The organism is Bacillota bacterium (genome assembly GCA_023511485.1).
GTDB lineage: Bacteria > Actinomycetota > Aquicultoria > Aquicultorales > Aquicultoraceae > CADDYS01.
In genome coordinates, this window is the sequence record JAIMBH010000026.1 from 1 (window position 1) to 24,766 (window position 24,766).

Consider the following 24,766-nt stretch of genomic DNA (forward strand, 5'->3'; position numbering starts at 1 on the left):
TCTATGATCTCACCGATTTGTTTTGACTTCTCTCCAAGGGTCTGTATTTTGTTGGCACTGTCTAAGACAGTGTCTTTCATCGATTCCATGCCTGACAGGGCTTCATCCACAGATTGCTTGCCTTTCTCTGCTGTGCCTAGACTCTCGGAAGCAACTCTTGCAACCGTCTGCGCGCTCTCAACTACATCGCCGACAGCCGTGGAGAGTTGCTCTATCATACTATTGGCCTCTGCAACATCACGTGCCTGCTCCTGTGCACCCTTTGCCACCTGGCTTACTGCAGTCGCGATTTGATTAACCAGCTGATTTATTTCTGTTGCAGAACTAACCTGCCTTTCAGAGCCATGGGAAAACTGACTGACAGACGCAACCACTTCTGAGTTCTTGTTAACGATAGCCTCGGAGTTCAGCGTGACTTCAGTTAAAGTATCAAACAATCCTTTTGAGGCCTTTGATATCTTCTGGAAAGCGTATCTGGTCGGTTGTAAGACCCGGGTCTTTATCATAAAAAATGTAAGGACCCCAAAAGCTAAGGACATAATAAGTGCCAACAAGTTCACCACGTTGGCTTTTCTTAAGGCTGAAGAAGTCTGCCCTAAAAGGTCGGTCTCATATTCCTTAACGAGCCCATGGATTTTATCTGCATCGGCTGAGGCTTTGCTTACAGCTTTATCGAAATCCTCCACCCTTTGACGGGCAGTTTTTTGATCAGCATAAACATCGAAAACGCTCTGTGCCTTTTGGTTGGCAATTGTCATATCCTCTTTCAAAAGCGCAATTACCGGCTTTGCGCCAGGCAAATCTACAGCATTTTCAAGATCTGCAATCTTTGTGTTGACTTGCTCTTGCAACTGCCTATATAACTGCACTTTTGTGGCATCACCGGTAACTACTAGGTCCTTTACCGTCATCTGGCTCTGCCCAATTGCATGCTGCAGCCCGCCGGCAGCATCCGCCATATTTGTATACTTTCGATAAAACGCAGCGCCATGGCCAGCTCCCGAGCCAGTGCTTAGATTGCCTATACTTAGTATAATTACTGGCATGACCATAAGCCCAAGCATAGTCGCTATTTTTACCGTCAATGAGAGACGGCTTAACATGGTAAAACCCCTATTCAACGTGACCTCCTATTAGAGATTACTAACCTTATCGTCAAATAATTAAAAGACTAAATACGGCTGATGAGAAAAACTGGCGGTATATTTGCACCCATTAACTACAGGCAAAGCTGATTTCAAGTTATCTTGAGCTTATACCTGCCACTTATACCTCCTGAAATGTTTCTGCCATTTATTGCTGGCTTGCCATGCAAATACGCTATTTTACTATTTAATCGACAGGTTTATGCTATTGGTTTAGTAGCTGATTAATGCAATAAAAGCTAGCTGGATGAAGCTCTGTTTTGCTTGCTTGGCAACGGCACGGTACTTGCATTAGCGAGGCAACTTTGGGATATTTATAAAAGTGGAAGTGCTGGTTTAGCAAATCATGACAGTCCCGGGAAAGGCCCGGTAAATGCACACCTAACAAGCGAATAGGTATTCAATCATACCGGTCAATCATAGCAAATAAAAAAACAGACAGGAAACATAACTATGTACGCAGATAAAAACCGGAAGGGTCCTTTATATGTAATAAAAGCAACACTTCTTGCCCTGATATTTTGTGCTCTTTTTGCGGCACCAACCTTTGCAAAGCCAGCACAAGAACCCCCTTTAACAGGTATGGCCAACGTCCCTGTTGCGGCCGCACCGGCCATTGACGCTTCGTCCACTATAACTAGTGGTGCAGCAAACCTGGCGGTCGAGCAGATAAACCGGGGCAACCAGCGTGGCACTAACGATAATGCTCAGGATGCTCAGTCTGGCCGCAATAGCAGCAATAATTCAACAATAAAACCCTCCTCTGAGCCTGATGGCAAGTTTCTGGTTGATGAATACGACGACCCGGGAAAGCCTAAGGAGAAGACTAGCTTCTTTATCCAGCTTATCTATACGATATGGGATATCATAAAATACATCTTTTACCTTGCCCTCGTCCTTGGCATCGGTTTCCTTGCGGTCTATGGTATTAAGCTGTTTACAACCAAGTATAACGCGTTTGGTGGCGGTGACCTGGTCAATATTTTGGAGGTAAAATATATCGCCCCCGGGAAAGCAGTATGCCTGGTTGAGATAGCAGGCAAAGTGCTCGCCCTTGGATTGACGGGCAATAATATTAACCTCCTTAGCGAATTCACAGAGACAGATCATGTCGAGGAGCTTAGAAAGGCCGCTGCCAAAAAACCTGAGCCATTACAACCCTTCCAGGGTATACTTGAGAGATTTTCGAAACGATTCTCAACCCCGGTCCAAGGGAAAACGGTTAAATCGGTAAAGAAGCGCCGTGGAAAAACAGCAAACAGTGCTGCAGATTGGAAAGATGACCTTTATTCAACCGGAGACAATATCAGGAAGTTGCTGGATGAGATAAAGGAGCAAGAGCAAAAAGCACGGGGGTCTGACTCATCATCCAACAGGGGTGAAGATAAACGGTGATTAAAGCTTCACCTAAGCTTAAAAAGCGGCTAATTCGAATATGCATTATAGTCCTAATACTCATGTTTTCTGTCATGAGCGGTATTGTCACTGCCGAGCCCGGTGCTGACGGCATCACTGGCAACGGAAATATCCCCCTGCCCAAAATTTCATTTGGAGTTGAGGCTGCCCAAGGGCCTCAAGATCTAGCCGTAAGCATACAGGTTCTCTTGCTGCTTACAATCCTTTCGCTAGCCCCTGCACTGCTAATCATGGTTACATCTTTTACACGTATAGTGATCGTCCTTGCCTTTATTAGAAACGCACTTGGGACACAACAAATTCCGCCTACCCAGGTACTGGTCGGGTTGGCTTTATTTCTAACATTTTTTACAATGGCGCCTGTTTTCGGCCAGATAAACGATACTGCAATCAAACCTTATACGGCACGGCAAATTTCCTATCAGCAAGCGTACAATAACGCATCCCAGCCCATACGGCAGTTTATGTTTAAGCAAACGCGAGAGAAAGACCTTTCGCTCTTTGTCCACCTTGCAAAAATTAAACGGCCAAGGACACAGGCAGATGTGCCCACATATGTGCTTATCCCTTCTTTTATAATAAGCGAACTAAGAGCGGCTTTTATAATTGGTTTTCTGATTTTTATACCGTTTTTGATTATTGATATGGTGACCGCAAGCGTACTCATGTCTATGGGCATGCTTATGGTTCCACCCGTAATGATATCGCTGCCGCTTAAAATATTACTGTTTGTGCTGGTCGATGGCTGGCATTTGGTTACCAGAGCTTTGGTGATGGGATTTAACTAATAGCTAACTAAGACTGAAAGCTAATCAAAGGAGCGTAAAATGACAGATTCACTTGCCATGGAAATTGGAAAAAACGCGCTTGTGATAACTATGGAGATCGCGCTTCCTGTCCTGCTTTTTAGTTTAGTAGCCGGCCTCGTCATAAGCATATTGCAGGCAGTTACACAAATCCAGGAATTTACATTGACCTTTATCCCAAAGGTTCTTGCAACCATGCTCGCCCTAGCTTTATTTGGGCCCTGGATGCTTCACAAGGTTGTTGATTTCACGGCCAACCTATTGATTAACCTGCCAAGCTATCTCAAGTGAGATAAGGAGATGTCGTGGATATATTGCCGTTCGACTCAAGGCAGCTATTGACTTTTCTGCTCATTCTAACCCGGGTTTCGGGCGTATTCTTCCTTGCGCCCGTCCTGGGGAGCCGCAATATTCCCCCGCAGGTAAAAATAGGCTTATCGTTAATGACATCAATTGCCCTCTTTCCCTTTGTCAAAAGCCCTGATCTAGCTACAACAATCAGTGGATTTGAGTATGCCATGCTATTGGCTAAAGAGTTTAGCGCAGGCGCTATAATAGGTTTTACTGCAACCATGGTATTCATGGGATTTTTGCTTGCGGGACAGATTTTAGATTTTCAGATGGGTTTTGGAATGGTAAACGTTATCGACCCGCTCAGCAATATTTCTATCTCAATTATGGGCCAGTTCAAAAACCTTCTTGCAATTTTAGTTTTTCTTGCGATAAACGGGCATCACTATTTGCTTACAGCGCTCGCAAAGAGTTTCGACTTAGTTCCCCTTACCGCTTTTTCGTTCTCGCCATCTCTGACAAACAACTTTATTGATATGGTTGTTGACATGTTTGTTATTGGACTTAAAATCGGAGGGCCCGCCATTGGAGTTCTTTTTATAACTGAATTAGCCTTAGGTATCGTGGCAAGAACAGTTCCGCAGATGAACGTGTTCATCGTGGGAATTCCGCTTAGGATCGGCATCGGATTAGCAACAGTAGTTGCTATGCTATCTTTCTACTTTGCATATATGCTAAGAGTTTTCGATCAAATGCCTAACCTGCTTATTAACTCGATCAGATAGGATTCGGTGAAGCGGTGGACAAGGACGGTAGAACCGAAAAGGCTACGCCTCGGCGAAGGTCCGAGGTTAGGAAAAAAGGACAGGTTGCCAGAAGCATGGAGGTTAACTCCGCCCTGATTATACTTGCCATTTTTTTAGCTCTTAGATCGTTTGGTCAGGGCATTTTTGAAGGCTTAAGCGACCTTATGCGTTTTTTTCTAACAAGCACAGCCACCTTTGATCTAAATGAGCAAGCAATCTTTTCACTGTTTTTAAACCTCGCAATATTTTTCATAAGATTGATTCTACCCATATCTTTAGTCGTCCTGGCAGTAGGCATAGCCGCAAGCGTCGCTCAAATTGGGTTTAAAATTACAACAAAGCCACTGGCACCAGACCTTAAAAAGCTCAACCCTGTATCAGGAGCCTCAAGGCTCTTCTCTCCTAAAGCTTTCGTGGAGCTTGCCAAGTCAACGATTAAGATAGTCGTTGTCGGCTATATTTCCTACTTAATTATAAGAGATAACTACGGTGAGATAATCCGCACTATAGACATGGATATATGGGGGATGCTTGCTACGCTTGGCTCGATAGCTTATGAGATCGGGATCAAAACGGGTATTGCGCTTCTGGTTATTGCCGCATTTGATTATGCCTACCAGAGATACACGTTCGAGAAAAATATTATGATGACGAAACAAGAGGTAAAAGAAGAATACAAGATGGCCGAGGGAGACCCACAGATTAAGTCAAGAATCAGGCGCAAGCAAATGGAGATAAGCATGAGACGCATGATGCAGGAAGTACCAACCGCAGATGTCGTTATAACAAACCCGACCCAGCTCGCTATCGCAATAAAGTATGACGCCGGCACCATGAACGCCCCAAAAGTTGTCGCAAAAGGACAGCGGCTGATTGCAGAGCGGATAAAAAATATAGCCAAAGAGCACAACGTCCCTATAGTCGAGGATAAAATCCTAGCCCGGTCTCTATACAAATCCGTCGAAGTAGACCAGGAAATCCCACACCATCTTTACAAGGCAGTAGCAGAGATTCTTGCGTACGTTTATCAGATTAATAAACGAGGGTCTAGAATTTAAGGAAGCTATTAGCCATTAGCTTAAAGCATAAGAAATTAAAAGCTGACTGCTTAGTGCTGATAGCTGATAGCATTTGAAGCGCAAATAATATAAAATATACTGAACAGAAATATGCAGTTGTGGAACTAGTGCTGGAACGGATATGGCTTCAGATCAAGCAGTAAACGCATCATTGATAGGGCAGGTCAATAGATACAGCGACGCGATACTTGCACTCATTATTGCGTTAATAATCGCATTGCTTTTAATACCGATACCCAGCGCGGTAATCGACTCACTCCTAATATTTAACCTAATCCTTTCAGTCGTTGTTATATTTGTGGCCATGATAAACAACAACACACTTGAGTTTTCAATGTTCCCCACACTGCTGCTCATTATGACGTTGTTCAGGCTGGGTCTTTACATCTCAACCACAAGGTCTATCTTATCAACCGGCACGGCCGGAAGCGTAGTAAATGCATTTGGTTCGATAATCATTGGAGATAATTATGTCGTAGGCATAGTTATCTTCCTGATTCTAACTGCGGTTCAATTTATAGTCATCACCTCAGGTACTTCCCGTATCTCCGAAGTTGCCGCAAGGTTTACTCTCGATGCCATGCCTGGTAAACAGATGGCTATAGATGCCGACTTAAATGCCGGGCTCATTACAGAGGAAGAAGCAAAACGCCGACGGCGAAATGTCCAGCGAGAGGCAGATTTTTACGGCGCTATGGATGGCGCATCAAAGTTCATCAGGGGCGATGCAACAGCAAGCATCTTAATAGCCGCTGTTAACCTTATTGGAGGATTTATAGTAGGAGCAACCCAGCAAGGCATGGACCTTATGACATCGCTTCAGACTTTTGGGCGGATCGCAATAGGGGCGGGACTTGCTATCCAAGTGCCAACAATTCTTCTCTCCACCGCATCCGGTGTCATAGTGACCCGGGTCGCCTCAGAAAACGACCTTGGCCATGACCTGTCCAAGCAGTTATTCAATCAGCCCCGTGCCCTTATGATTGCAGCAATTCTGATCATATTGTTTGGCTTTACCCCAGGGATACCTAAGCTTCCCTTCTTTATCGTCGGGGGCCTATCTGCAACGGCGTCTTATTACATAAGGCAAGCTGAAAAGCAATCTACTGCAGTTATGGAAGCTACGGAGGCCCAAGAAGAGAAACCCGGCGGAACTGAGTCTTTAGTCGATATGCTTCAGGTCGACCCAGTAGAGCTTGAAATCGGCTACAGCCTTATCCCCCTGGTTGACCCTGACCAGGGCGGGGAAATTCTTGACCGAATCACGCTGATGAGAAGACAAATCGCGATGGAGCTAGGCTATGTGATACCGCCAATCCGCATAAGAGATAATATTCAGATCCCGGCAAACGAGTACCGGGTTAAGATAAAGGGCGTCGAGGTCTCAAGATACGAAGTCATCGCAGATTATCTGCTTGCAATTGACTCCGGTATGACCACCGGCCGGTTAGCAGGCGAAGAAACTAAAGACCCGGCATTTGGCCTTCCCGCTTTCTGGATAATTCCGGAAGCCCGCGAGAGGGCGGAGGTTATGGGATATACCGTAGTTGATCCGACATCGGCTATCATCACCCACCTTTCAGAGCTGTCTAAAAAATATGCTCATGAACTAATAAGCCGCCAGGATGTACAGCAGCTTTTAGATAGCATCAAACAAAACTATCCGGTGGTAGTCGATGAACTTGTCCCAAGCATAATGACCATCGGCGAAATTCAACAGGTGCTGCAAAACCTCCTTGCCGAGCGTGTATCTATCCGAGATATGGTAACGATACTCGAGACGCTCGGAGACACGGCAAAGGTAACCAGAAACATGGAAATGTTAACCGAGTACGTGCGCCAGGCACTAGGCAGAAACATCTGTCAGCAGCATCAGTCTAGCAACGGCAGGCTTGACGTAGTTGCAGTCGATCCATTGATTGAAAAAGAGATATCAGAGGCAATCGAGTACACAGACCAAGGAATAACAATTTCGCTAGACCCATCAATAACACAAAGGATAATCGGAGATCTTGCAACGACCATTGAGCGGGCCTACGCCCAGGGCAGGAGCCCGGTGGTTATCTGCTCTGCAAACGTGAGACGTCCGCTTAGAAAAATACTTGAGAGAAAGCTGCCTAACGTTGCCGTTTTATCTTACAATGAGATTGCACCGGAGTTCGAACTACAATCTATCGGGATGGTGACCCTGGCGTGAAAATAAAGCGTTATGAGGCTTCTAGCATGGAAGAAGCGATATCTAAAGTAAAATACGATCTGGGTCCCGAGGCGATTATATTGCATACCAGACGTCTGCAGAGACCCTGGCCGTTGCGAATATTTAAGAATAGCTCCGTCGAAATAACGGCTGCGCTGGATGTTAACCTGGCAGATCAAAAGGAGAACGCCAGCAAGAATGGAGCATCAAGAAATGGTGCCAGTGAGGCAATCGACGCAAGGTTCGATCAGATACAGCTAGAAGTGGAAGAAATCAAGTCGATAGTCAAAACTATTGCAAGTCAGCTTACCGATCCACTCTTTCAGGAAGTGCCCGCGTGCTTCCTTGATCTCTATGAAAAAATGCTCCAGTCAAAGGTCGAGGATGACATTGCAAAGAAACTTATGAAATCCGTCCAGGAGCAGCTAACCACTTCACAGCTTGCCACGCCAGAGATACTTCATGAGAAACTTCGAAGCGAGATGGCAAAAATGATACCCGTAAGCCCTCCCCTCTCCCTAGATTACGGGCAAAAAAAAGTAATTGCCCTGATTGGGCCGACCGGAGCCGGTAAAACAACAACGATCGCTAAGCTGGCTGCAAGATATTGCCTATATGAGGGTAAAAAAGCGGTATTTCTCACCGCAGACACGTACAGAATCGCTGCAGTTGAGCAGCTTAAGACCTACGCGGAAATCATCGGTGCGCCGATCGAGATCGTATTTAACAGTCAAGACGCAAGAGAAGCAATGGAGCGTCATGAAGATAAAGACCTGGTATTTATTGACACCGCGGGAAGAAGTCCGCTCAATGAGACGCAGATGAATGAGCTCGCGGTTTTAATGAATATCTGCGAACCAAATGAAATACATTTGGTCTTAAGTGTAACAACCAAGATGTCCGACCAGATGAATGCAATTAAACGATTCTCGGTTGTACCGATAAATAAAATTATATTTACAAAACTGGACGAGACAAACACACCTGGAACAATGCTAAACATAGTAAACAAAGTAAAATTGCCCATCTCATATCTTACGGTAGGTCAAAATGTGCCGGAAGATATAAAGGTGGCCGAATCACAGAAACTAGCCAATCTCATATTAGGGGTGCCGTTAGATGAATGATCAAGCCAAAAAACTTCGGGAATTAGCTCAGAAAATCAGAGAAGAAAGAGATCGTGCCAGCTTAATTTTTGATCCGATGGCAAGAAAGTCTGAAAAAACCTTGCCCGGACGGGGCATTATCCCCAAAGAATATGCAACTTATGCAAAGCCTGAGCCTGAAAAAACTGCTCCTGAAAAACCGGCCTCTGAGCGGATCGGCTCGGCTTTTGCCAGAATTAAAACCGAAAGCAATCGTGCAGCCGGGTTGGTACAGCCAACATCTGTTAAATTGCCTCCTACAGAGCAGATTTTTGAGACGACGGCCCCAATATCCTCCCCATCCGTAACTCAGTCGCCCGCTCCGACGTTGGATCCGCAAGTGATTCCGCCAATAGTTCCACCATTAGATATACCTGCGACGCCACCGGCACCCGCACCGAAACCGGATACAAAGCCCACCCCGCAAACTTCGGCCACAAGAGTTATAGCAGTAACTAGCGGGAAAGGCGGGGTCGGCAAGAGCAATCTTGTCGCTAATCTAGGTATTGCGCTTGCTAAGCGTGGCAGAAAAGTCATGTTATTTGATGCCGATCTAGGTCTTGCAAATATAGATGTGCTTTTTGGCATTAACCCAAAATACCACCTAAAGAACCTTGTTGATGGCGATAAAAGCTTGCAAGAAATCCTGGTTAAAGGGCCTTATTCTTTAAAGATAGTCCCCGGCGGGTCAGGTATTCCCGAACTGGCCAACTTAAGTGACGAGCAGCAGCAGAAACTTCTGGAGAGCTTCTCTGAGCTAGAGCGTGAATACGAGATCACGCTGATCGACACAGGCGCCGGTATATCTAAAGACATAATCTCATTTGTCTTGGCAGCCCGTGAGGCGATAATCATCACCACCCCAGAGCCAACAGCAATTACAGATGCCTACGGTATGATAAAAGTGCTAACCCAAAGGGATTCTGGTGTCGATATAAAACTAGTAGTTAATATGGTATCCGATGAGAAAGAGGGTCAGGATATCGCAAACCGTATCATTATGGCGACAAAGCAGTTCTTAGGAAAACGGATTGAGGTTCTGGGCTATATCTTATCCGACCCAACAGTTAATATATCGGTGGTAAAACAAAAACCCCTTGTTATTGGATATCCGAACTCAAAGGCATCGAAATGCATTATGCAAATTGCAGAGCAAATCGACAAATCCGGGCGGAAGGATAGAAGCCAAATAGCGGGTCGAAACGGTTTCCGAGGTTTTCTTTCGAGGCTGTTTGAAAGATAGGTGACATATGCAGGCAAGTAGGTTTTTAAGACCCGGGCTCCTGGTCGCAATTGAAGTCAATCCCGGTGAAAACTGGCCGTTTACCATAGGTTACGTCTCTGATGACCGTCAGAGCATAACCTGCGAGTTTCTATTGGAAAAAAACCGCCATGCCAGTATTGAAACTGGTGCTGAACTTACGCTTACGTACTCGGCAGAAGACGGCATCTACCGTTTTCGGGGTAAGGTGGTCAAAGTCACGCAAGACCCTTTGCAGATAAGTTTCTCTCTTATTGATAACGTAGAACACACCCAACGACGCGAGTTTTTCCGGCTTATCAGGCCGATGGTCAGAGCAAGGTACCGCCCGATTGGCGGCCCCGAGGATATTTTTGATGCCGAGCTGATCGAAGCGCCGGTGAAGGACTTAAGCGGAAACGGGATAGCCCTTATCATCCCTAAGGAGGATGAATTGCCATCCGGAATGCCGCTTGTTATGGAGATTGAGCTTATGAGCGGCCGGCAAATAAACCTTATCGGCGAGGTCATAAGGTGTATTCCTAACGACCCTGTAGTCGGCAAAAGTCTTCTCTGTGTACATTTTTCGGTTATAGAGGAGCGTGACAGAGATCGCATAATAGGTCATCTGTTCAGAGAACAGCTCGATCGTGCAGGAAGAAAGCGCCGTATGCATAAGCAAGGCTAATGTTTTATCAGTTAAATAGCGTGTGATGGAATACTAGATGTCTAATGAGTCTATTATTAAGGTAACAATTCTTATTAGTACAGTTTTAAGCCTTATATCTCTCGTAGTTGCCGTACTCTCAGGTGGAGACATCATCTCTATAATAACCATACGCTTCCTGCTTGTATTTCTAGCCAGCGCTATTTTATCCTGGACTGCTTTTACGATTATTAACTCAGTTATCATTAAAGCCGCCAGGGAATCTATAATCGAGTTGAATAAGGAGCTTGAAAAGGAAAAACGCCTTATTGAAGAAGCGGAAAAAGATACCCTCTTGCAAGAGGCCGAACTGCTTAAAGAAGAATTAAACAAAGGTCAAAACCTTGATTTAACTTCTCTCCCCCAGGAAAATATAGACCTCGATTTTACAGAGGACAAAGAAAATCCTGAAATAAAAGTGTTTGAACCGTTTAAGCCGAGACGAATTGAAACCGATAAGGACGATAGCAGCTCTTAAAGGTAAATTCGGAAACGGTGAAAAATGAACAAAACGCAGTCTTCACCAAGCAAATGGGTGCTCTATAAAGTTCACAACGACCCTCAAGCAAAAGAAGAGCTTATATTATCAAACATTTCATTGGTAAGATATGTCGCCGAGAGAATTAAGGATAACCTTCCGGCCGAGGTCGAAAGGGACGACTTGGTTAGCTACGGAATATTCGGCCTGATAGATGCCATTGAAAAATTTGACCATAACCGGGGTTTAAAATTTGAAACCTACGCTATCCCCAGAATTAGGGGTGCTATCCTTGATGGTTTAAGAACTTACGATATTGCTCCAAGATCGATGCGCCAAAAGGCAAAGCAAATCAGCAAAGCCTACGCCGAGGTGGAACGGCGTACCGGCAGGGCGGCAACAGATGCTGAAGTTGCAAAAGAACTCGGTGTCAGTATGGAATCATTCAACAGTATGCTTGCCGAAGTAAGCCGCCTCCCTCTCATATCCCTTGATGACTTGATACTTCAGGACGATGAAAATAGCGTTACCCTCGGTGAACGAATCGAAGATAAAAACTCAAGCGACCCTGCTGAGATGGTAGAGCTTACTGAAGTAAGAGACGCACTAATCGATGGAATTGAATCTTTGACCGACCAGGAAAGGCTAGTTATTACACTTTATTACTACGAAGGCCTTACCCTCAGAGAGACCTGTGAAGTACTGGGGTTATCCGAGTCAAGAGTATCCCAGATAAGGATAAAAGCAGTCTTAAAACTTCGTGCAAAGCTGTCACATCTATGCGTAAATGTATAAAGATTTATGCAATAAACTATTGTTTTTCACATATCAAGCCGATAAATAGTACAAATATGCTTTTACAATCTTAGCACCAGAGACTATGAGTAAGTAGAGGTTTACGTGTTTGCCGGGGTTAAAAATGCAGGCAGAATTGCTGGATATTATAAGAACCGGTCAGATAGTCTATATTGAGGATGATGAAGGCCAGTCCTGGCCATTTGGTGTTAACAACATCTTAAGCCGTGAACTTGTGGTCTGCAGTGCGTTGGGGAGAAAATCCACCCCTCTAAAGGCTGCACAAAATATGGTAACAATCGTTGTCCCCGAAGAAAACGGAGCCTACTTAATAGAAGCAGCGCTGGTCGAGGCCGATGAAAACAACTGCCGTATGATTCTCAAGCCAACCGGAAAGGCAGAACAAGTACAGCGTCGGCAGTACTTTAGAGTCTCAAAACCCTCAGCGCTGGTTCACTATCAGCTAGTTAATGATGATGTTAGCGAGGAGATTATGAAGCCGGTTGAGGGCATGGTTTGGGACCTCAGCGGCAATGGCATCGGGATGGTCATAAGAAGCACAAAAACGATTTATGCCGATTCCGAGATAAAATTAAGTATTACCCTTCCGGGAGAATCGCCGGTTGAGATAATCGGAAAAGTGGTTCGCGTTGTGCCAAGAAGTATTATCAAAAACGAATATTTACTTGGTGTAACCTTTAAAAAATACGCGAAGCGGACAGGGATAGGATACTTAAATACATAACTCAAGAACAGCTGGCGCTTATGAAACTCAAGAAAAAAACTTAAACTCCCCTTCCGTAATATTTTCCACCTGGTGAGCTCTGAATTAAAGTGTTATAATTCATTCCAGGTTTACAGCTAAAATGGACTTTAATTTAAAGCTCTTTAAGGAAAGGAAGAGCTATGTCTATCAGGCCAACCGATTTGCAAATAATTATTCAAAAGATGCAAGAGGTTGAGCGATTGCAGCAAGTCCAGCAACAACAGCCGAAAACCCAACAACAACAATTCGCTGCCGAGTTGCTAAAAAAGAGCGAAGAGAAGGAGCGCCAGGTCAATTCCTCGCCGCAAACAGACGAGGTAAAAATTAACGCCAAAGGAAACGACGCTGAAAAAAAGAATCAAAACAAGCGCAAGAAGCAAGGAAGCAGCTCATCTGAAAAAGAAAAAGCAAACAATTTAGAAGCATCCGAGCATATCATCGATATAAAGATCTAGGAGTTGGATACGCCAATGTATATGGGATTTGAACCAATAGTCATAGTGCTCTCGGTAGCCCTACTTTCAATCCCTGTACTGACCTGGGTAATTTTAAGAAAGATATCCGCCGCCGATAAAGCCAGAGAGAGCAAGGAGGAACTGCGTTCCCTCGAGAACTCCCTCTCTTTGTTGATAAAAGAACTCCAAGACTCTGTCCAAAAAGCCTTAGCAGACATGGAGAATTCTGCCGACCGGCTCAGCGCAATGATAGAGAAAGCAGATGACCGCATAAGGCAACTCCAGTATTACTATGAGTATGGTGAAGAGCTAAGACCGCTTGTTACGCCGCAACCGAGGCAAAATGAAAGCCCGATAATAGGATCATCGATTGAGCAAAGCCATGTAGTGAAGCACAAAGAGGTGCACGAGCTGAGCCGTAAGGGTTGGAGTCCGGTACAGATTGCGAAACATACCGGCATGAGCGCAGATGAAGTGCAGCTTATCGTTAACTTGATGGAAATTAGCACTATGGATGCACAGCTTCGACCCCAACAAGAAACCCAGCAACCACCGCAACAGTACAGACAGCCGATGGTGTAAAGTGATAACAGCAGATTAAAAAATAGGTTTTAGCTAGAGGGTCTGCTAAAAGGTAAAGAGTTTTTATCCCCTGACTAAACTTGCCCAGGTTTGCGGGTCAGTTTGAGCACTTCTTCTTAAATTACACCGCTTTTGCCAATTGGCTAAAGCTGCAGCTGTCTTTGGACCAAAAATTCCATCCACAACAAGCCTATAGCCTTTTTCGTTAAGCCTTCTTTGTAGGTCCTTTACACTCTCTCCCCTAGAGCCCCGCTTGAGCAGCGGCAAAACGTCGCTATTGCTCCGGTTAGATGGGATGGCATCCCCTATAAGCCGTATGCAAGAAAAGTGCATACCATCTTTTGCACTTCGCCAAGCGCCTCCCCACTCAAAACCATGTTCTGTTGCAAGCCCGATAAGCGGCGTGGGCTGAAAAGAATTTGCACCGTAATTTATTTTACCTCCTGGACCATCCAACCCATCGTCAACATTGATATCGATATCGCATCCAAAGGCATGCCCGGATAGCGGCTTTGCGGGGTTCCAGAGCACGTGCCTTGGAACCCAGATACCACCGATGTCGTTTATTAAATTTTCTGCCGCAGCCCGGTCTATAAACGCCTTCATTTGGGATGATACCAAGCGGTGGCAAGGAAAACGCCCAAAGGGGGTATCAATGCTAACAATGTTTCGCCTAACCCATTCGGGGTCAATGATAATAGCGCCCCTCCTTCTTGGATTTTCCCGGTACGAAAAAGCGCCAAATATTTTCTTTAATTGACTCTGACTAAGTGACAAGGCTTTACCCCTAAATTTATTCCTCTGGATTTTGGTTTCCAACCTGGTGCTTCTTCCCTTATGAAGCTTCAAAATCGGAGCTTAGCATATCGCTGAGCAAGCTCATCAGCTCATCGGCAGTAATTGTTGGAATATCTTTCTGCTCAACATCGGCTTTGTCGTCGTCAATGTTGTCCTTCATCATTTCAACAAACCTGGTTGCAAGAACTGGATCGAACTGCGTGCCCTTATTTTGCTCAATAACCTCAAGAGCATCCTTATACGGGATTCCCTTCCGGTAAGGGCGATCCGATGTCATTGCGTCAAAGGCATCTGCTATAGCAATGATGCGTGCCAGAAACGGTATTTGCTCTCCACTTAAACCAAGAGGGTACCCCTTGCCGTCATAACGCTCATGGTGGTGCAGTATGATATCTGATATCTTTATCATGCTATCAATCGGCTGGGTAATCTCGTAACCTTTATAAGCGTGCTCTTTTATTAACTTGTATTCATCCTTAGTTAAAGTACCGGTCTTGTTAAGGGTAGACTCGGGAATACCAATTTTCCCGATATCATGTAGCCGGGCTCCAATATATGCCTTTTCAATCTCTAACTTACTTAAACCAAGATAGGATGCCAGCTCAACCGAAAGCCTAGCTACATTATCAGAGTGCCCGCTTGTGTACGGGTCTTTTGCCTCAACCGCCCTGGAAAAGGATATTACTATTTTTAGGTAAGCCTTGCGCAAATCCTCCCACAACCTTGCATTGCGTATAGCAACGGATAGCCAGGATGCAATCTCACCGATAGAACGCATCTGCTCAAATCCGATGCTTACTTCTTGTTCGTTTGCTAAGATGATAACGCCAATAAACTCCTTCTGGCTGCGAAGCTGTACCGCCACTACCGTCTTAACACCAGCGGCCTTTAATTTATCACAAATTTGAAACTCCTGATCGCAAGAAATATCCCGCGTATAAACCAAACCATTCTCGGTCATCGAAAAAACCGAAAATATTTCTTTGGCTGCTACAACTGATAAATCAACCTGCGTCTGCTGGAAAAGACCTTCCTTCCATAAAAGCTCTAGGTAATCGCTGCGCTTTGATGCCAGGTAAAGCGCAGCTCCATCAAATTCGAGTATTTGAAGCATCTCCTCAAGCGTCGGCTTGACAATTTGCCTTACGTCAAGCGTATCGTTAATTCTTGCAGTTATGGTCTGCAGGATCGATGATTGCCGCTCACGCTGTACAAGCCTATCCCCTTCCATAGCTTGCACACGCAAGAGAATATCCATGATGAGAAGCATTGGTATTACCATGCTTGGGTAGCTTATGAGCAAATGATAAATTGGGTTACCGGTAAATGTGTAACCAATTGCAAATTCGTTTGTTGTCGTAAAGGCAAAAAGAACGAGCCCAAGGATTATGCGGAAGCGGCCTTTTTCAGTTCGCCTAAGCCGGAAAACATAGTACATCCCGACCAAGCATAAAACTAAATTTAAAGAGCGAAAGATGATATCAAGCATCCGCTCGGCCATCCTTTAAATACTCTCTTCTAACTATCCAGACAACCGGTAATATACTTACCGTCTCACCGATTGCAGCAAAGCTGTGCATAAAGCGCAGGCCAAAGACCAAACTAGCGACATAGATAACATTTGTAAGCAAAAAATGCACCTGTGCAAACCAGATAGTAGGTATAGTAACGGCACGACTTGAGATTTACGCGGTTAACCAGCAAAAATATAATTGCCACAACAGATAGACCTAGGGGAAATATGTGTCCGTATTCAAAAACATTGTGCAATATAAGAGAGTACAACCAAACCACCCGCTTAATCACCTAGGGGTTATACGTTAAATATCGACATTTCGCATGGCATTCTTAAAAAATTACGCTGGCAGGTAGAAAAATCTTAAAATAAGCTTTTAAAGACTTATCCTGGGATAAATTCCAACGCAGCGATTATTAGCATCTGGAGAATCAAATAATAAATAGGCAATATTTAGCAATGTTTTTTGATAGGCAATATTTTGCCTAATGCTAAATATTTCTTACTAAGCTTCCGATTGTAAGCTAATATAAGGTAACTTTAATTTAAGTAGATTAATTATATTTATCCTACTATAAGGAAGGTTGATAATGCTTAAGCAGCATGGCTTTGTATTCATGTGGCCAGTTTACGAATCTTACGGAATAGATAAAGGTTATATAAAAGCCAGGAGCAACTTTGTCTTAAGTAACTACAATCCAATCTCATCTGACGAGCTATTCCTAGCAATTCAGCGCGTAGATACGTCAAAGGAAAGGTCGATTTTAAAATTTGTTTCGCGCTACGGCCTGTTAACAAACAAATCAGAGGAACTGATCGCAGAATTTAAGGAAAAAATTGCGGAATGCAGGCTTGTGCTTACAGCCTGTGCCGTAATCTCAAGAACAGAAAAGGGCTCCCTAACAGAAAAAGATAAACACTACCTGCAAGAATTCATTGCCGCCTCACCATCATCTTACCAACCCGCCGGATCGTTTATCGAAATTGCAAAGAGCCTGGTTTACACAACTATCGGCGAAAAACTAAAGGGTGTATCATTTACTGCTGTGCCCCAAAAAAGTGGTTTTGCCCGAAATGCAGAGTTTAGTTCCCTTTTACAGGCCTTTTATTTTCGCATCTATCTTGATATGACCACCGACTCAAAGAGCCTCGAGTACCGGATCTGCGATAACCCAGCTTGTTCACGGGTGTTTTCCGCCGGCCCCAAGGGAATCAGACGCTACGATGCCAAAACATGCTCAGATACCTGCTCAAAGGCCCGGTGACAGGCACCGCTCGATTTACTGATCGGCGCTTTTATACTTTGAGCTTTGCAAATTTGTGAAAGCAGACCTAATGAATGCTTGCCTTAACACCTGATATTTCTGCAAAAACCGGGCAAAGAAAAAAAGGGCTCTTTGGAGCCCTTTTACTTGTAGCGGGGGCAAGATTTGAACTTGCGACCTTCGGGTTATGAGCCCGACGAGCTACCAGACTGCTCCACCCCGCGTCGTTTTGCCTTTTTCCGGCAGATACGATGATATCACAAAGCAATTTTCAATGCAAAAGCAGTAAGACCGCTTTTATAAAAAGTTAGTATTTGGTAATCCAGAATATAGCGGGCTTATTCATTTACACCCTTGGCAATCGCTAAGCAGTTGTGGTAGAATCTGATTAAGAAAGCTTTTGGGAGGATTCGTTGTCTCGCCGCAAGACAATCTGTATCGTTCTCGCATTTTTATTGCTGTTCGTTTTTGTTAATCCAGTTACAGCAACACCAGCACCGGATCTTACAACCACAACACCGACAAATGATAACGTAGCTATTACGGCAAACGAACCAAATACAGAAACAACTGCCACGGCCGGACTAGAACAAGCACTGGCTGACGCAGATGCAGCAATTAAGCAAGCTCAGGCAGCGAGAATAAGACAAGAACTTGATATGCTTGGAGACGAGCTTGAGCGCTTAAATACCGATTATTACGGTGAAAGCGCTAAGCTTGCCGCCATCGAAGGAAGCCTCAATGAGACGCGTGAGAAACTGCGCTGGCTTGAGGCAGAGCTTGATGCGCAGCGTGAAATAATAAATGGACGCGTAACTCAAATTTATAAGCATGGCGATATGGAACCGCTGGAAGCAATCGTTAACAACGGTAGCTTCGCCGAGCTTTATACCAGACTAAGCTTCCTGATCAAGATTAGCGAGCAAGATGCTGAGCTGCTGCAAAAGCTTCGCGACCAAAAAGAGAAGATTGAAACTACCAAAAAAACTCTTGACCAGCTCTATACCCAGCAAAGAGAGATAACAGCTGAACTTGAGGGCAGAAAGAAAGCAATTGAAGAAAAATTAAAACAAGAAGCAATGATTCTTGCAAGTATCGACCCACAAATTCAGGCGATTCTGGACGCAGAACAAGCTAAACAACAGCAAGAACAAGCCGAGCTTGTAAAACAGCTTTCACAAAAATCAGAAAATGATAGGTTATCACTTGAGCCGGGCACAATCGGTTTTGAGGCAATCCAGTATATAGGTATTCCCTATGTCTGGGGTGGAGAAGATCCAGAGATTGGCCTTGATTGCTCCGGCCTGGTAAAAATCGTCTTTGCAAAGTTCGGTGTCAATCTGCCGCATTACTCCCGCGCCCAAGCCGAGCTTGGTGCGCCGGTTGACTATGAGGAAATGCAACCTGGCGACCTTGTCTTCTTTGGCAATCCGATCCACCATGTCGGCATTTACCTCGGAGAAGGCTATTATATTCATGCACCTAAACGAAACGATTTCGTAAAGATCAGCCGCCTAAGTGACCGCAATGACTTTGCGCGTGCCCGCAGGATAATAAGTATAATCCCGAGTAATTAACAATCTAAATAACAGCCTAAAAAGCAAAGCTCTGATTTTTAAAAAACTTTATGCTTTTTGTTGATTTTATAGCGCAGGATATAGCGCAGGATTCTTGTTTTTTTGAATATTTAGCCTGCTCCATAGGCCTCTTTTGCCATCAAGCTGCCATTTTATACTTAGGCTACCTAGCCCATTCCAATAAAACAATGGCTTTGCAAACCGGTTTATGCAATGCTTAAATAGATACAATTTTGGGAATTCAAGTATCATTCCAACTGGTAAAGGAGAACGCGAATGAAGGATTTGACCTCACTTGCCCTTGATGTGGCCAAAACCTACGGAGCAACCTATGCCGATATCCGGATTATTGAAAAACAAAGCGAATCGATAGCAATTAAAAACGGTCGCGTCGAAGAGCTGACAGCTTCAACTAATTATGGTTTCGGAATTAGAGTTGTTGCAGATGGCTCATGGGGTTTTGCCGGCAGTTTTTTAGTCGATAAGGGTGAGATTGAGCGCGTTGCCCGCCTTGCCGTCGAGATCGCCAAAGCAAGCGCAATGATAAAAAAAGAGAATGTAGTCCTTGCCCCCGCTCAGGCTATCCAGGATAGTTATAAATCTCCTATGGAAATTGATCCCTTCAAGGTCTCACTTGATGACAAACTTGCACTGCTTAGCGAAGCCGAAGAGATCATAAGAAAAACCAAAGGTGTTGCTATCTCAACCGCATCAATGTCGACATCAAGAGAGAAAAAAATATTTGCCAATCTTGAGGGAAGCTATATAGAGCAAGAGATAACTGAGTCCGGCGCAGCAATTGAAGCAGTTGCAATCCAGGCGGCTGAAGTCCAGGAACGGTCATATCCTAACTCTCACGGCGGCGATGTTGCTACCGCCGGATATGAATTTATCCAAGGGTTAAATTTAAAAGACCATGCACCAAGGGTAGCTGAGGAAGCGGTCGCGCTCCTATCGGCCAAGCAATGCCCTAGCGGAGAATTTACGGTGATCTTAGACGGCAGCCAGCTTGCGCTCCAGGTTCATGAATCCTGCGGTCACCCGGCTGAGCTTGATCGGGTGCTCGGCATGGAGGCAAGTTACGCCGGAACTAGCTTTATGACGCTTGATAAGCTAAATAAACTTCAGTATGGCTCACCCATCGTAAATATCAACGCAGATGCGACTATCCCTCATGCCCTCGGCACATTTGGATATGATGACGAGGGTGTTCCTGCGCAAAAATTTGATATTATAAAAAACGGGCTCTTTGTAGGATATCTGACCGACCGTGAAACAGCTCCGGTAATCGGTCAGCAAAGCAACGGCTGTGCAAGGGCCGATGGTTGGGGTAGGATCCCCTTGATTCGCATGACAAACATAAACCTTCTACCAGGAGATTCCTCCCTGGAGGAAATGATAAGTGAGGTCGATGATGGCCTTTATCTAGCAACTAATAGAAGCTGGAGCATCGACGACAAGCGGCTTAACTTCCAGTTTGCGACCCAAATTGGCTGGGAGATAAAAAAGGGGAAGTTAGGCTCGATGGTTAAAAATCCAAACTACACCGGTATAACCCCTGAGTTCTGGAAATCCTGTGACGCAATTGCCGGACCGAGCGAGTGGCGGGTCTGGGGCCTTCCAAACTGCGGCAAGGGTGAGCCGACACAGATAGCCCACGTAGCGCACGGGGCCTCTCCGGCAAGGTTTAGAAATGTTAAGGTGGGAGTCGGCAGATGATAGATAAGGATAAAATTCAAGAAGCCATGCAAACTGCAATAGATTATTCAAGAGCAGATCAAACTGAGGTACTGGTAAGCAGCACCAGCACCGCTTTAACGCGTTTTTCAAACAATTACATCCACCAAAATGTGGCCGAGACTAATGTGAGCGTATCGATTAGAGCGGTAGTCGATAAAAAGCTGGGATATGCTTCTACTAACCGACTTGATGCAGGGTCAATAAAAGAGATGGTAGACAAAGCAATCGAGATCGCAGAGCGGCGCCCCCCAGACCCCGATTTTGTATCCCTGCCCGAGCCAAGACCGATAGAGCTAAGAGATTTAGTTTCTAAACTTACGGTTAATTATTCGCCAAAAGAGAGGGCTTTAGATTTACAAAGGCTAATAGGAGCAGTCGCAGCAAGAAACTTGACAGCAGCCGGTGCATATTCCACAGGATACAGCACGCTAGGGTTAGCCAATTCTTTAGGGGTAAATGCGGTTGAAACAATAAGTGAGGCCGAGCTAAAGACGGTTGTCATGTCCGAGACAAGCTCGGCATTTAGCAGTGCGATTGCCGTTAACGTAAACGACATAGACGTCGAGAGAATTGCGCTCGAGGCCGAGGAGACTGCAATCCGCGGCCAAAACCCGGCTGAGCTTAAGCCTGGATTTTACACAGTTATACTCTCTCCTTATGCGGTCGCCGATATGGTCTCCTTTATGGCTTTTGCGGGTTTTAGCGCTCTTGCCCTACAAGAGGGCAGAAGCTTTATGAAAGATAAATTCGGACAGCAGATCACAGATCCAAGGGTATCGATATGGGACGATGCATATGATCCACATACAATCGGCCTAACCTTTGATTTTGAGGGCGTACCAAAAGAAAAAGTGGTATTTATAGAAAACGGCATAGCAAAGAGCGTCTGTTACGACAGCTACACCGCAAATAAAGAAGGGAAAAAATCTACAGGCCATGCCCTCCCTGCTCCTAACCCTTATGGTCCCATGCCCCTAAACTTAATAATGGCTCCGGGCGATTCGTCATTGGCTGAGATGATCAGAACAAGCGAACAGGCGATTCTGGTAAGCCGCTTCCACTATACCAATATGGAAGATCCAATTAGGACAACATTAACCGGAATGACAAGGGACGGTACCTTTTTAATCGAAGATGGAAAAGTGAAGATGCCGATAAAAAATCTTCGTTTTACGCAGAGCATAGTAGAAGCACTATCCAAAATCGATGCAATATCGTTAGACAGACAACTTAAGGAAGGAATTCTCGGTCCAGCATATGTTCCGTGGATAAAGGTAAGCGAATTTAACTTTACCGGTGTTACTCAATTCTAGAGCCTAGAAGCCAGAGCTGGACCTGAGGCTTAGTTACTTACTTTTAATCTCCTTTCCTGATTCCTTACCTCTTGACCTGAAACCCTATTATGGTTTAGCCATTTTACAAGGGTTACTTCAGTGCTACCGTTCTGGCTCTTAATCTTCAGAAGATCTACGAGGTTGTTCATCAGCGGTATGCCCCGTCCACCCTGTCTGTTAGACGGCGGAAAAGAGTTCCTTGGCTTTTGCATCTTAAACCCACGTCCCCTGTCGATTATCCTCGCAATCAAACAATCGCCGTCAACACTAAATATCGTTGTTACAAGGTCACTCTTGGAATGCATAACGGCATTGGTAGAGGCCTCCATAACCGCAAGACTAAAATCCTTAATCTCATCTTCACTTAAAGATGTACTGTGGGCCACATCGAGAGCTAACTGCCTGATGCTTGCCAGGTAATTAGCTTTAGCTGGAACGGTAAGCCGGATTTTATCCTTTATGCCGTTCTTTGATCGCACATTCCGAACTCCTTTGCGATTTATTTAATATATACCTTTATGCCGATAACATCTTTACTAAAATTTAGTAACGATGATAATTTGTTCGTCAGCTGCCCCAGAGAACCGCACTTGAGAATATACGTAAAGCGCACAATATCAAAACATATCGCCAAAAATAATAGACCCGGATAAGTAACTGGAGGGGCGCCATTACCTATCCGTGGTCTAAATTGGAAACGCTCAATTTATTTTTAACTTACTTATTAGATTAGCAGAATCCTCCCTGTCTTTGCAAGCATTTTAAACAGCTTTAAAAAACTCTGCTATGCATTATAGCTGGTAAGCGGGTCTATTATTATAGTATACGGGGTATTGCCATTACCTGATCCCTAATAATTGCCTGCGACTTCGTTTGCGATTTTTACTAATTTTGCCATCTAAACCATAATTGTCTTTTGCCTACGTTTACCTGCATAAATAGCATTTTGCGCTATAATGCCCTTCTATAGCTGGAAAATTTTGGTCTAGACATCCAATGGATTTTCATTCAAAATCTATAACTTAGGGCAATCGGAAACAAGGAGTGATGTATAAAGCGCTTAAAAAACGGCCTTTTTCAACAAGTAAGGGCAGAAAAGCAAGCTTTAAAAAACAACGAAGGCCGTCAAACCCCAAAGTAAATAAAGCAATAACCAAAGCATAATTAAAATAATTAGAACTAGAACAGCAAAACCCCAACATCCACCAGTTTATCCTCATTTCGATCTACCAATAAACCGACAATTAACAGAACAATCAACCGAGCAGGTACAAAACTTTGCATTTAAAGAAAAATAATCTTTTGCCATTTTGGCTGCAATACCAATGAAAGGAAGTGGTGTATTTGCGCGTATGCAAATCAATGTTGATTCTACTGGTGCTAATTGCACTGTTTACAGTTTTAAATATTTCTTTAGCTATGGCTTCTCAGCAAAGATATGACCTCAGCAACCGGATCGAGAAAATTCAAGAGCAGATAGCAAGCGATGAAAAATATCTAGAGACCGCAACAGCCGAGTATAAAAAATCTCTCACCCAAGTGCAATCGTTAGATTTAAAGATAGATACTTGCAACTCAAAGTTAAAATATGTCCAGGTAAAACTGGATAGCCTTAAGAACAATACAGGCAAAGATAAATTTTACAGCTACAGTTTTAGGTCATACAACCTCCTCTCTGCTCTCGTATTTTCTAGCAGTCTAAACGACTTTCTCACGAAATTGGGTGCCTTTGGGCACATTCTTAACCGGAACATTAAGACGGCTGATGAGTTAAAGACCCTGAAATATAAGTTGCTCAGCCATAGATCTAATCTACTAACTTTACGGGAAGACAAAGTCCGAGAACTTGCAGATGCACAGCAGCGCTACAATGAAATCAATAATGCACTTGTATCGCGAAAAGACATACTTGTTAGTATTAATTTCAACGCCAGGTCAAGCCGCCTTCGGTTTGATAACAGAAATGCACCAGCAAAACCTTCCTTGCGTTACAATTATGCATCTCGCGGAAGCAACCGCGGTGGGTTTGTCTTCCCTGTTGCTGGAGCGCACACCTATGTCGATAGCTGGGGTAACGCTCGGTCTGGTGGCCGCCGGCACCAGGGCACTGATATCATGGCCGCACGCGGCACGCCGGCTGTCGCCTGCACATCCGGCGTTATTGGCAAGGCAACGCCTTTTAGCCGTGGGATAGGCGGCATCACTATCTGGCTTGTTGGTGACGATGGAAATGCCTATTACTATGCGCACCTGGATTGTATTGAGCCAAGTATCAGGCCAGGTGTGCGGGTCGGTGCGGGACAGGTCATCGGCAAGGTCGGCAGCACCGGAAACGCGCCAGAATCTGCACCGCACCTGCATTTTGAGTTTCATCCACAGGGAGAAAGAGCGGTGAATCCTTATCCCCTTTTAAAAAGTGTTGACAAGTAGGGCGCCTTAAAAAGCTTTTTAGCCGGATTTTAAGTTATTGGCAAAATTCTCTAGCCGCTGCTTATGCATAGCACAGCCCTTTAGGGATTTCCAAAAGCAAAGCAGTATAGCCTTTTTGCTTTACTTAAGCAGGCTTAGAGCCGTAAATTAAGTGCCTAAAATTAGCTTAAGCCTTCTAATTTACATCATTCTCCCTTCA

24 protein-coding genes and 1 tRNA gene are annotated in these 24,766 nt (G+C 44.6%); 19 read left to right on the plus strand and 6 right to left on the minus strand.

Annotation, left to right across the window (positions count from 1 at the left end; translation table 11 throughout):
- Positions 1 to 1,121 (minus strand): hypothetical protein (locus tag K6T91_08800; protein MCL6472891.1); only part of this gene is annotated, 1,121 nt, incomplete at its 3' end.
- Positions 1,122 to 1,598: 477 nt separating this feature from the next.
- Between K6T91_08800 and K6T91_08805 the strand changes: the two genes are divergently transcribed.
- The 14 genes from K6T91_08805 (at position 1,599) to K6T91_08870 (ending at position 13,907) form a co-directional block, all read left to right on the plus strand.
- Complete coding sequence (locus K6T91_08805; GenBank protein MCL6472892.1) at positions 1,599 to 2,540, plus strand: flagellar biosynthetic protein FliO; 942 nt, start codon at positions 1,599 to 1,601, stop codon at positions 2,538 to 2,540.
- A 62-nt stretch (positions 2,541 to 2,602) separates the two neighbouring features.
- Positions 2,603 to 3,349 carry a flagellar type III secretion system pore protein FliP gene (gene fliP / locus K6T91_08810; GenBank protein ID MCL6472893.1) on the plus strand — a complete coding sequence of 249 codons (747 nt, stop codon included), beginning with the start codon at positions 2,603 to 2,605 and terminating at the stop codon, positions 3,347 to 3,349.
- 39 nt (positions 3,350 to 3,388) lie between these two features.
- On the plus strand, positions 3,389 to 3,658 hold the full coding sequence (gene fliQ / locus K6T91_08815; GenBank protein ID MCL6472894.1) for a flagellar biosynthesis protein FliQ: 270 nt from the start codon (positions 3,389 to 3,391) through the stop codon (positions 3,656 to 3,658).
- Positions 3,659 to 3,672: 14 nt separating this feature from the next.
- Entirely contained in the window at positions 3,673 to 4,443 is a 771-nt protein-coding gene (fliR, locus tag K6T91_08820) for a flagellar type III secretion system protein FliR (GenBank protein MCL6472895.1), read from the plus strand.
- Positions 4,440 to 5,522 carry a flagellar biosynthesis protein FlhB gene (flhB, locus tag K6T91_08825; GenBank protein MCL6472896.1) on the plus strand — a complete coding sequence of 361 codons (1,083 nt, stop codon included), beginning with the start codon at positions 4,440 to 4,442 and terminating at the stop codon, positions 5,520 to 5,522. Before fliR ends, flhB begins: the two co-directional genes overlap by 4 nt.
- 142 nt (positions 5,523 to 5,664) lie before the next feature.
- Complete coding sequence (flhA, locus tag K6T91_08830; protein ID MCL6472897.1) at positions 5,665 to 7,740, plus strand: flagellar biosynthesis protein FlhA; 2,076 nt, start codon at positions 5,665 to 5,667, stop codon at positions 7,738 to 7,740.
- Entirely contained in the window at positions 7,737 to 8,867 is a 1,131-nt protein-coding gene (flhF, locus tag K6T91_08835; protein ID MCL6472898.1) for a flagellar biosynthesis protein FlhF, read from the plus strand. Before flhA ends, flhF begins: the two co-directional genes overlap by 4 nt.
- Positions 8,860 to 10,128 (plus strand): MinD/ParA family protein, encoded by a 1,269-nt coding sequence (locus K6T91_08840; protein MCL6472899.1) that lies wholly within the window; start codon positions 8,860 to 8,862, stop codon positions 10,126 to 10,128. Before flhF ends, K6T91_08840 begins: the two co-directional genes overlap by 8 nt.
- A 7-nt stretch (positions 10,129 to 10,135) precedes the next feature.
- Positions 10,136 to 10,813 (plus strand): PilZ domain-containing protein, encoded by a 678-nt coding sequence (locus tag K6T91_08845; GenBank protein MCL6472900.1) that lies wholly within the window; start codon positions 10,136 to 10,138, stop codon positions 10,811 to 10,813.
- 37 nt (positions 10,814 to 10,850) lie between these two features.
- Positions 10,851 to 11,309, plus strand: a complete 459-nt coding sequence (locus K6T91_08850) for a hypothetical protein (protein ID MCL6472901.1) — start codon at positions 10,851 to 10,853, stop codon at positions 11,307 to 11,309.
- 24 nt (positions 11,310 to 11,333) lie between these two features.
- Positions 11,334 to 12,104, plus strand: coding sequence for a FliA/WhiG family RNA polymerase sigma factor (locus K6T91_08855; protein MCL6472902.1), 771 nt, complete (start codon positions 11,334 to 11,336; stop codon positions 12,102 to 12,104).
- A 124-nt stretch (positions 12,105 to 12,228) separates the two neighbouring features.
- Positions 12,229 to 12,849, plus strand: coding sequence for a PilZ domain-containing protein (locus K6T91_08860; protein ID MCL6472903.1), 621 nt, complete (start codon positions 12,229 to 12,231; stop codon positions 12,847 to 12,849).
- A gap of 161 nt (positions 12,850 to 13,010) precedes the next feature.
- Positions 13,011 to 13,325, plus strand: coding sequence for a hypothetical protein (locus tag K6T91_08865; GenBank protein MCL6472904.1), 315 nt, complete (start codon positions 13,011 to 13,013; stop codon positions 13,323 to 13,325).
- A 15-nt stretch (positions 13,326 to 13,340) separates the two neighbouring features.
- A complete protein-coding gene (locus tag K6T91_08870) occupies positions 13,341 to 13,907 on the plus strand; it encodes a hypothetical protein (GenBank protein MCL6472905.1) in 567 nt (188 codons plus the stop codon).
- A gap of 63 nt (positions 13,908 to 13,970) precedes the next feature.
- On the opposite strand, the gene K6T91_08875 is transcribed toward K6T91_08870, so the two are convergent.
- The 3 genes from K6T91_08875 to K6T91_08885 are packed head-to-tail and all read right to left on the minus strand — an operon-like array spanning position 13,971 to position 16,336.
- Positions 13,971 to 14,684 (minus strand): M15 family metallopeptidase, encoded by a 714-nt coding sequence (locus tag K6T91_08875; protein ID MCL6472906.1) that lies wholly within the window; start codon positions 14,682 to 14,684, stop codon positions 13,971 to 13,973.
- Positions 14,685 to 14,742: 58 nt separating this feature from the next.
- On the minus strand, positions 14,743 to 16,206 hold the full coding sequence (locus K6T91_08880) for an HD domain-containing protein (GenBank protein ID MCL6472907.1): 1,464 nt from the start codon (positions 16,204 to 16,206) through the stop codon (positions 14,743 to 14,745).
- A complete protein-coding gene (locus tag K6T91_08885) occupies positions 16,187 to 16,336 on the minus strand; it encodes a hypothetical protein (protein ID MCL6472908.1) in 150 nt (49 codons plus the stop codon). The genes K6T91_08880 and K6T91_08885 overlap by 20 nt, the downstream gene beginning before the upstream one ends.
- Before the next feature lie 475 nt (positions 16,337 to 16,811).
- Between K6T91_08885 and K6T91_08890 the strand changes: the two genes are divergently transcribed.
- On the plus strand, positions 16,812 to 17,486 hold the full coding sequence (locus K6T91_08890) for a hypothetical protein (GenBank protein ID MCL6472909.1): 675 nt from the start codon (positions 16,812 to 16,814) through the stop codon (positions 17,484 to 17,486).
- Positions 17,487 to 17,636: 150 nt separating this feature from the next.
- Here K6T91_08890 and K6T91_08895 read toward each other — a convergent pair.
- Positions 17,637 to 17,710: transfer RNA gene (locus tag K6T91_08895), tRNA-Met, on the minus strand.
- 189 nt (positions 17,711 to 17,899) lie between these two features.
- Here K6T91_08895 and K6T91_08900 point away from each other — a divergent pair.
- The 3 genes from K6T91_08900 to K6T91_08910 all read left to right on the plus strand — a co-directional run bounded on the left by K6T91_08900 (position 17,900) and on the right by K6T91_08910 (position 22,116).
- On the plus strand, positions 17,900 to 19,063 hold the full coding sequence (locus K6T91_08900) for a C40 family peptidase (GenBank protein ID MCL6472910.1): 1,164 nt from the start codon (positions 17,900 to 17,902) through the stop codon (positions 19,061 to 19,063).
- 276 nt (positions 19,064 to 19,339) lie between these two features.
- Positions 19,340 to 20,782, plus strand: coding sequence for a TldD/PmbA family protein (locus K6T91_08905; protein ID MCL6472911.1), 1,443 nt, complete (start codon positions 19,340 to 19,342; stop codon positions 20,780 to 20,782).
- Entirely contained in the window at positions 20,779 to 22,116 is a 1,338-nt protein-coding gene (locus tag K6T91_08910; GenBank protein MCL6472912.1) for a TldD/PmbA family protein, read from the plus strand. Before K6T91_08905 ends, K6T91_08910 begins: the two co-directional genes overlap by 4 nt.
- A 29-nt stretch (positions 22,117 to 22,145) precedes the next feature.
- Here K6T91_08910 and K6T91_08915 read toward each other — a convergent pair whose 3' ends face one another.
- Entirely contained in the window at positions 22,146 to 22,616 is a 471-nt protein-coding gene (locus K6T91_08915; protein MCL6472913.1) for an ATP-binding protein, read from the minus strand.
- Positions 22,617 to 23,481: 865 nt separating this feature from the next.
- On the opposite strand from K6T91_08915, the gene K6T91_08920 reads away from it, so the two are divergent.
- Entirely contained in the window at positions 23,482 to 24,567 is a 1,086-nt protein-coding gene (locus tag K6T91_08920) for a peptidoglycan DD-metalloendopeptidase family protein (protein MCL6472914.1), read from the plus strand.
- Positions 24,568 to 24,766: the final 199 nt, after the last annotated feature.

Excerpts from the sequence above, each read along its gene's own strand:
- K6T91_08805 (MCL6472892.1), top strand. The coding sequence starts at position 1,599 with ATGTACGCAGATAAAAACCGGAAGGGTCCTTTATATGTAATAAAAGCA.
- fliP (MCL6472893.1), top strand. The coding sequence starts at position 2,603 with ATGTTTTCTGTCATGAGCGGTATTGTCACTGCCGAGCCCGGTGCTGAC.
- fliQ (MCL6472894.1), top strand. The coding sequence starts at position 3,389 with ATGACAGATTCACTTGCCATGGAAATTGGAAAAAACGCGCTTGTGATA.
- flhA (MCL6472897.1), top strand. The coding sequence starts at position 5,665 with ATGGCTTCAGATCAAGCAGTAAACGCATCATTGATAGGGCAGGTCAAT.
- K6T91_08840 (MCL6472899.1), top strand. The coding sequence starts at position 8,860 with ATGAATGATCAAGCCAAAAAACTTCGGGAATTAGCTCAGAAAATCAGA.
- K6T91_08845 (MCL6472900.1), top strand. The coding sequence starts at position 10,136 with ATGCAGGCAAGTAGGTTTTTAAGACCCGGGCTCCTGGTCGCAATTGAA.
- K6T91_08850 (MCL6472901.1), top strand. The coding sequence starts at position 10,851 with ATGTCTAATGAGTCTATTATTAAGGTAACAATTCTTATTAGTACAGTT.
- K6T91_08855 (MCL6472902.1), top strand. The coding sequence starts at position 11,334 with ATGAACAAAACGCAGTCTTCACCAAGCAAATGGGTGCTCTATAAAGTT.
- K6T91_08860 (MCL6472903.1), top strand. The coding sequence starts at position 12,229 with ATGCAGGCAGAATTGCTGGATATTATAAGAACCGGTCAGATAGTCTAT.
- K6T91_08865 (MCL6472904.1), top strand. The coding sequence starts at position 13,011 with ATGTCTATCAGGCCAACCGATTTGCAAATAATTATTCAAAAGATGCAA.
- K6T91_08870 (MCL6472905.1), top strand. The coding sequence starts at position 13,341 with ATGTATATGGGATTTGAACCAATAGTCATAGTGCTCTCGGTAGCCCTA.
- K6T91_08880 (MCL6472907.1), bottom strand. The coding sequence starts at position 16,206 with ATGGCCGAGCGGATGCTTGATATCATCTTTCGCTCTTTAAATTTAGTT.
- K6T91_08890 (MCL6472909.1), top strand. The coding sequence starts at position 16,812 with ATGCTTAAGCAGCATGGCTTTGTATTCATGTGGCCAGTTTACGAATCT.
- K6T91_08905 (MCL6472911.1), top strand. The coding sequence starts at position 19,340 with ATGAAGGATTTGACCTCACTTGCCCTTGATGTGGCCAAAACCTACGGA.
- K6T91_08910 (MCL6472912.1), top strand. The coding sequence starts at position 20,779 with ATGATAGATAAGGATAAAATTCAAGAAGCCATGCAAACTGCAATAGAT.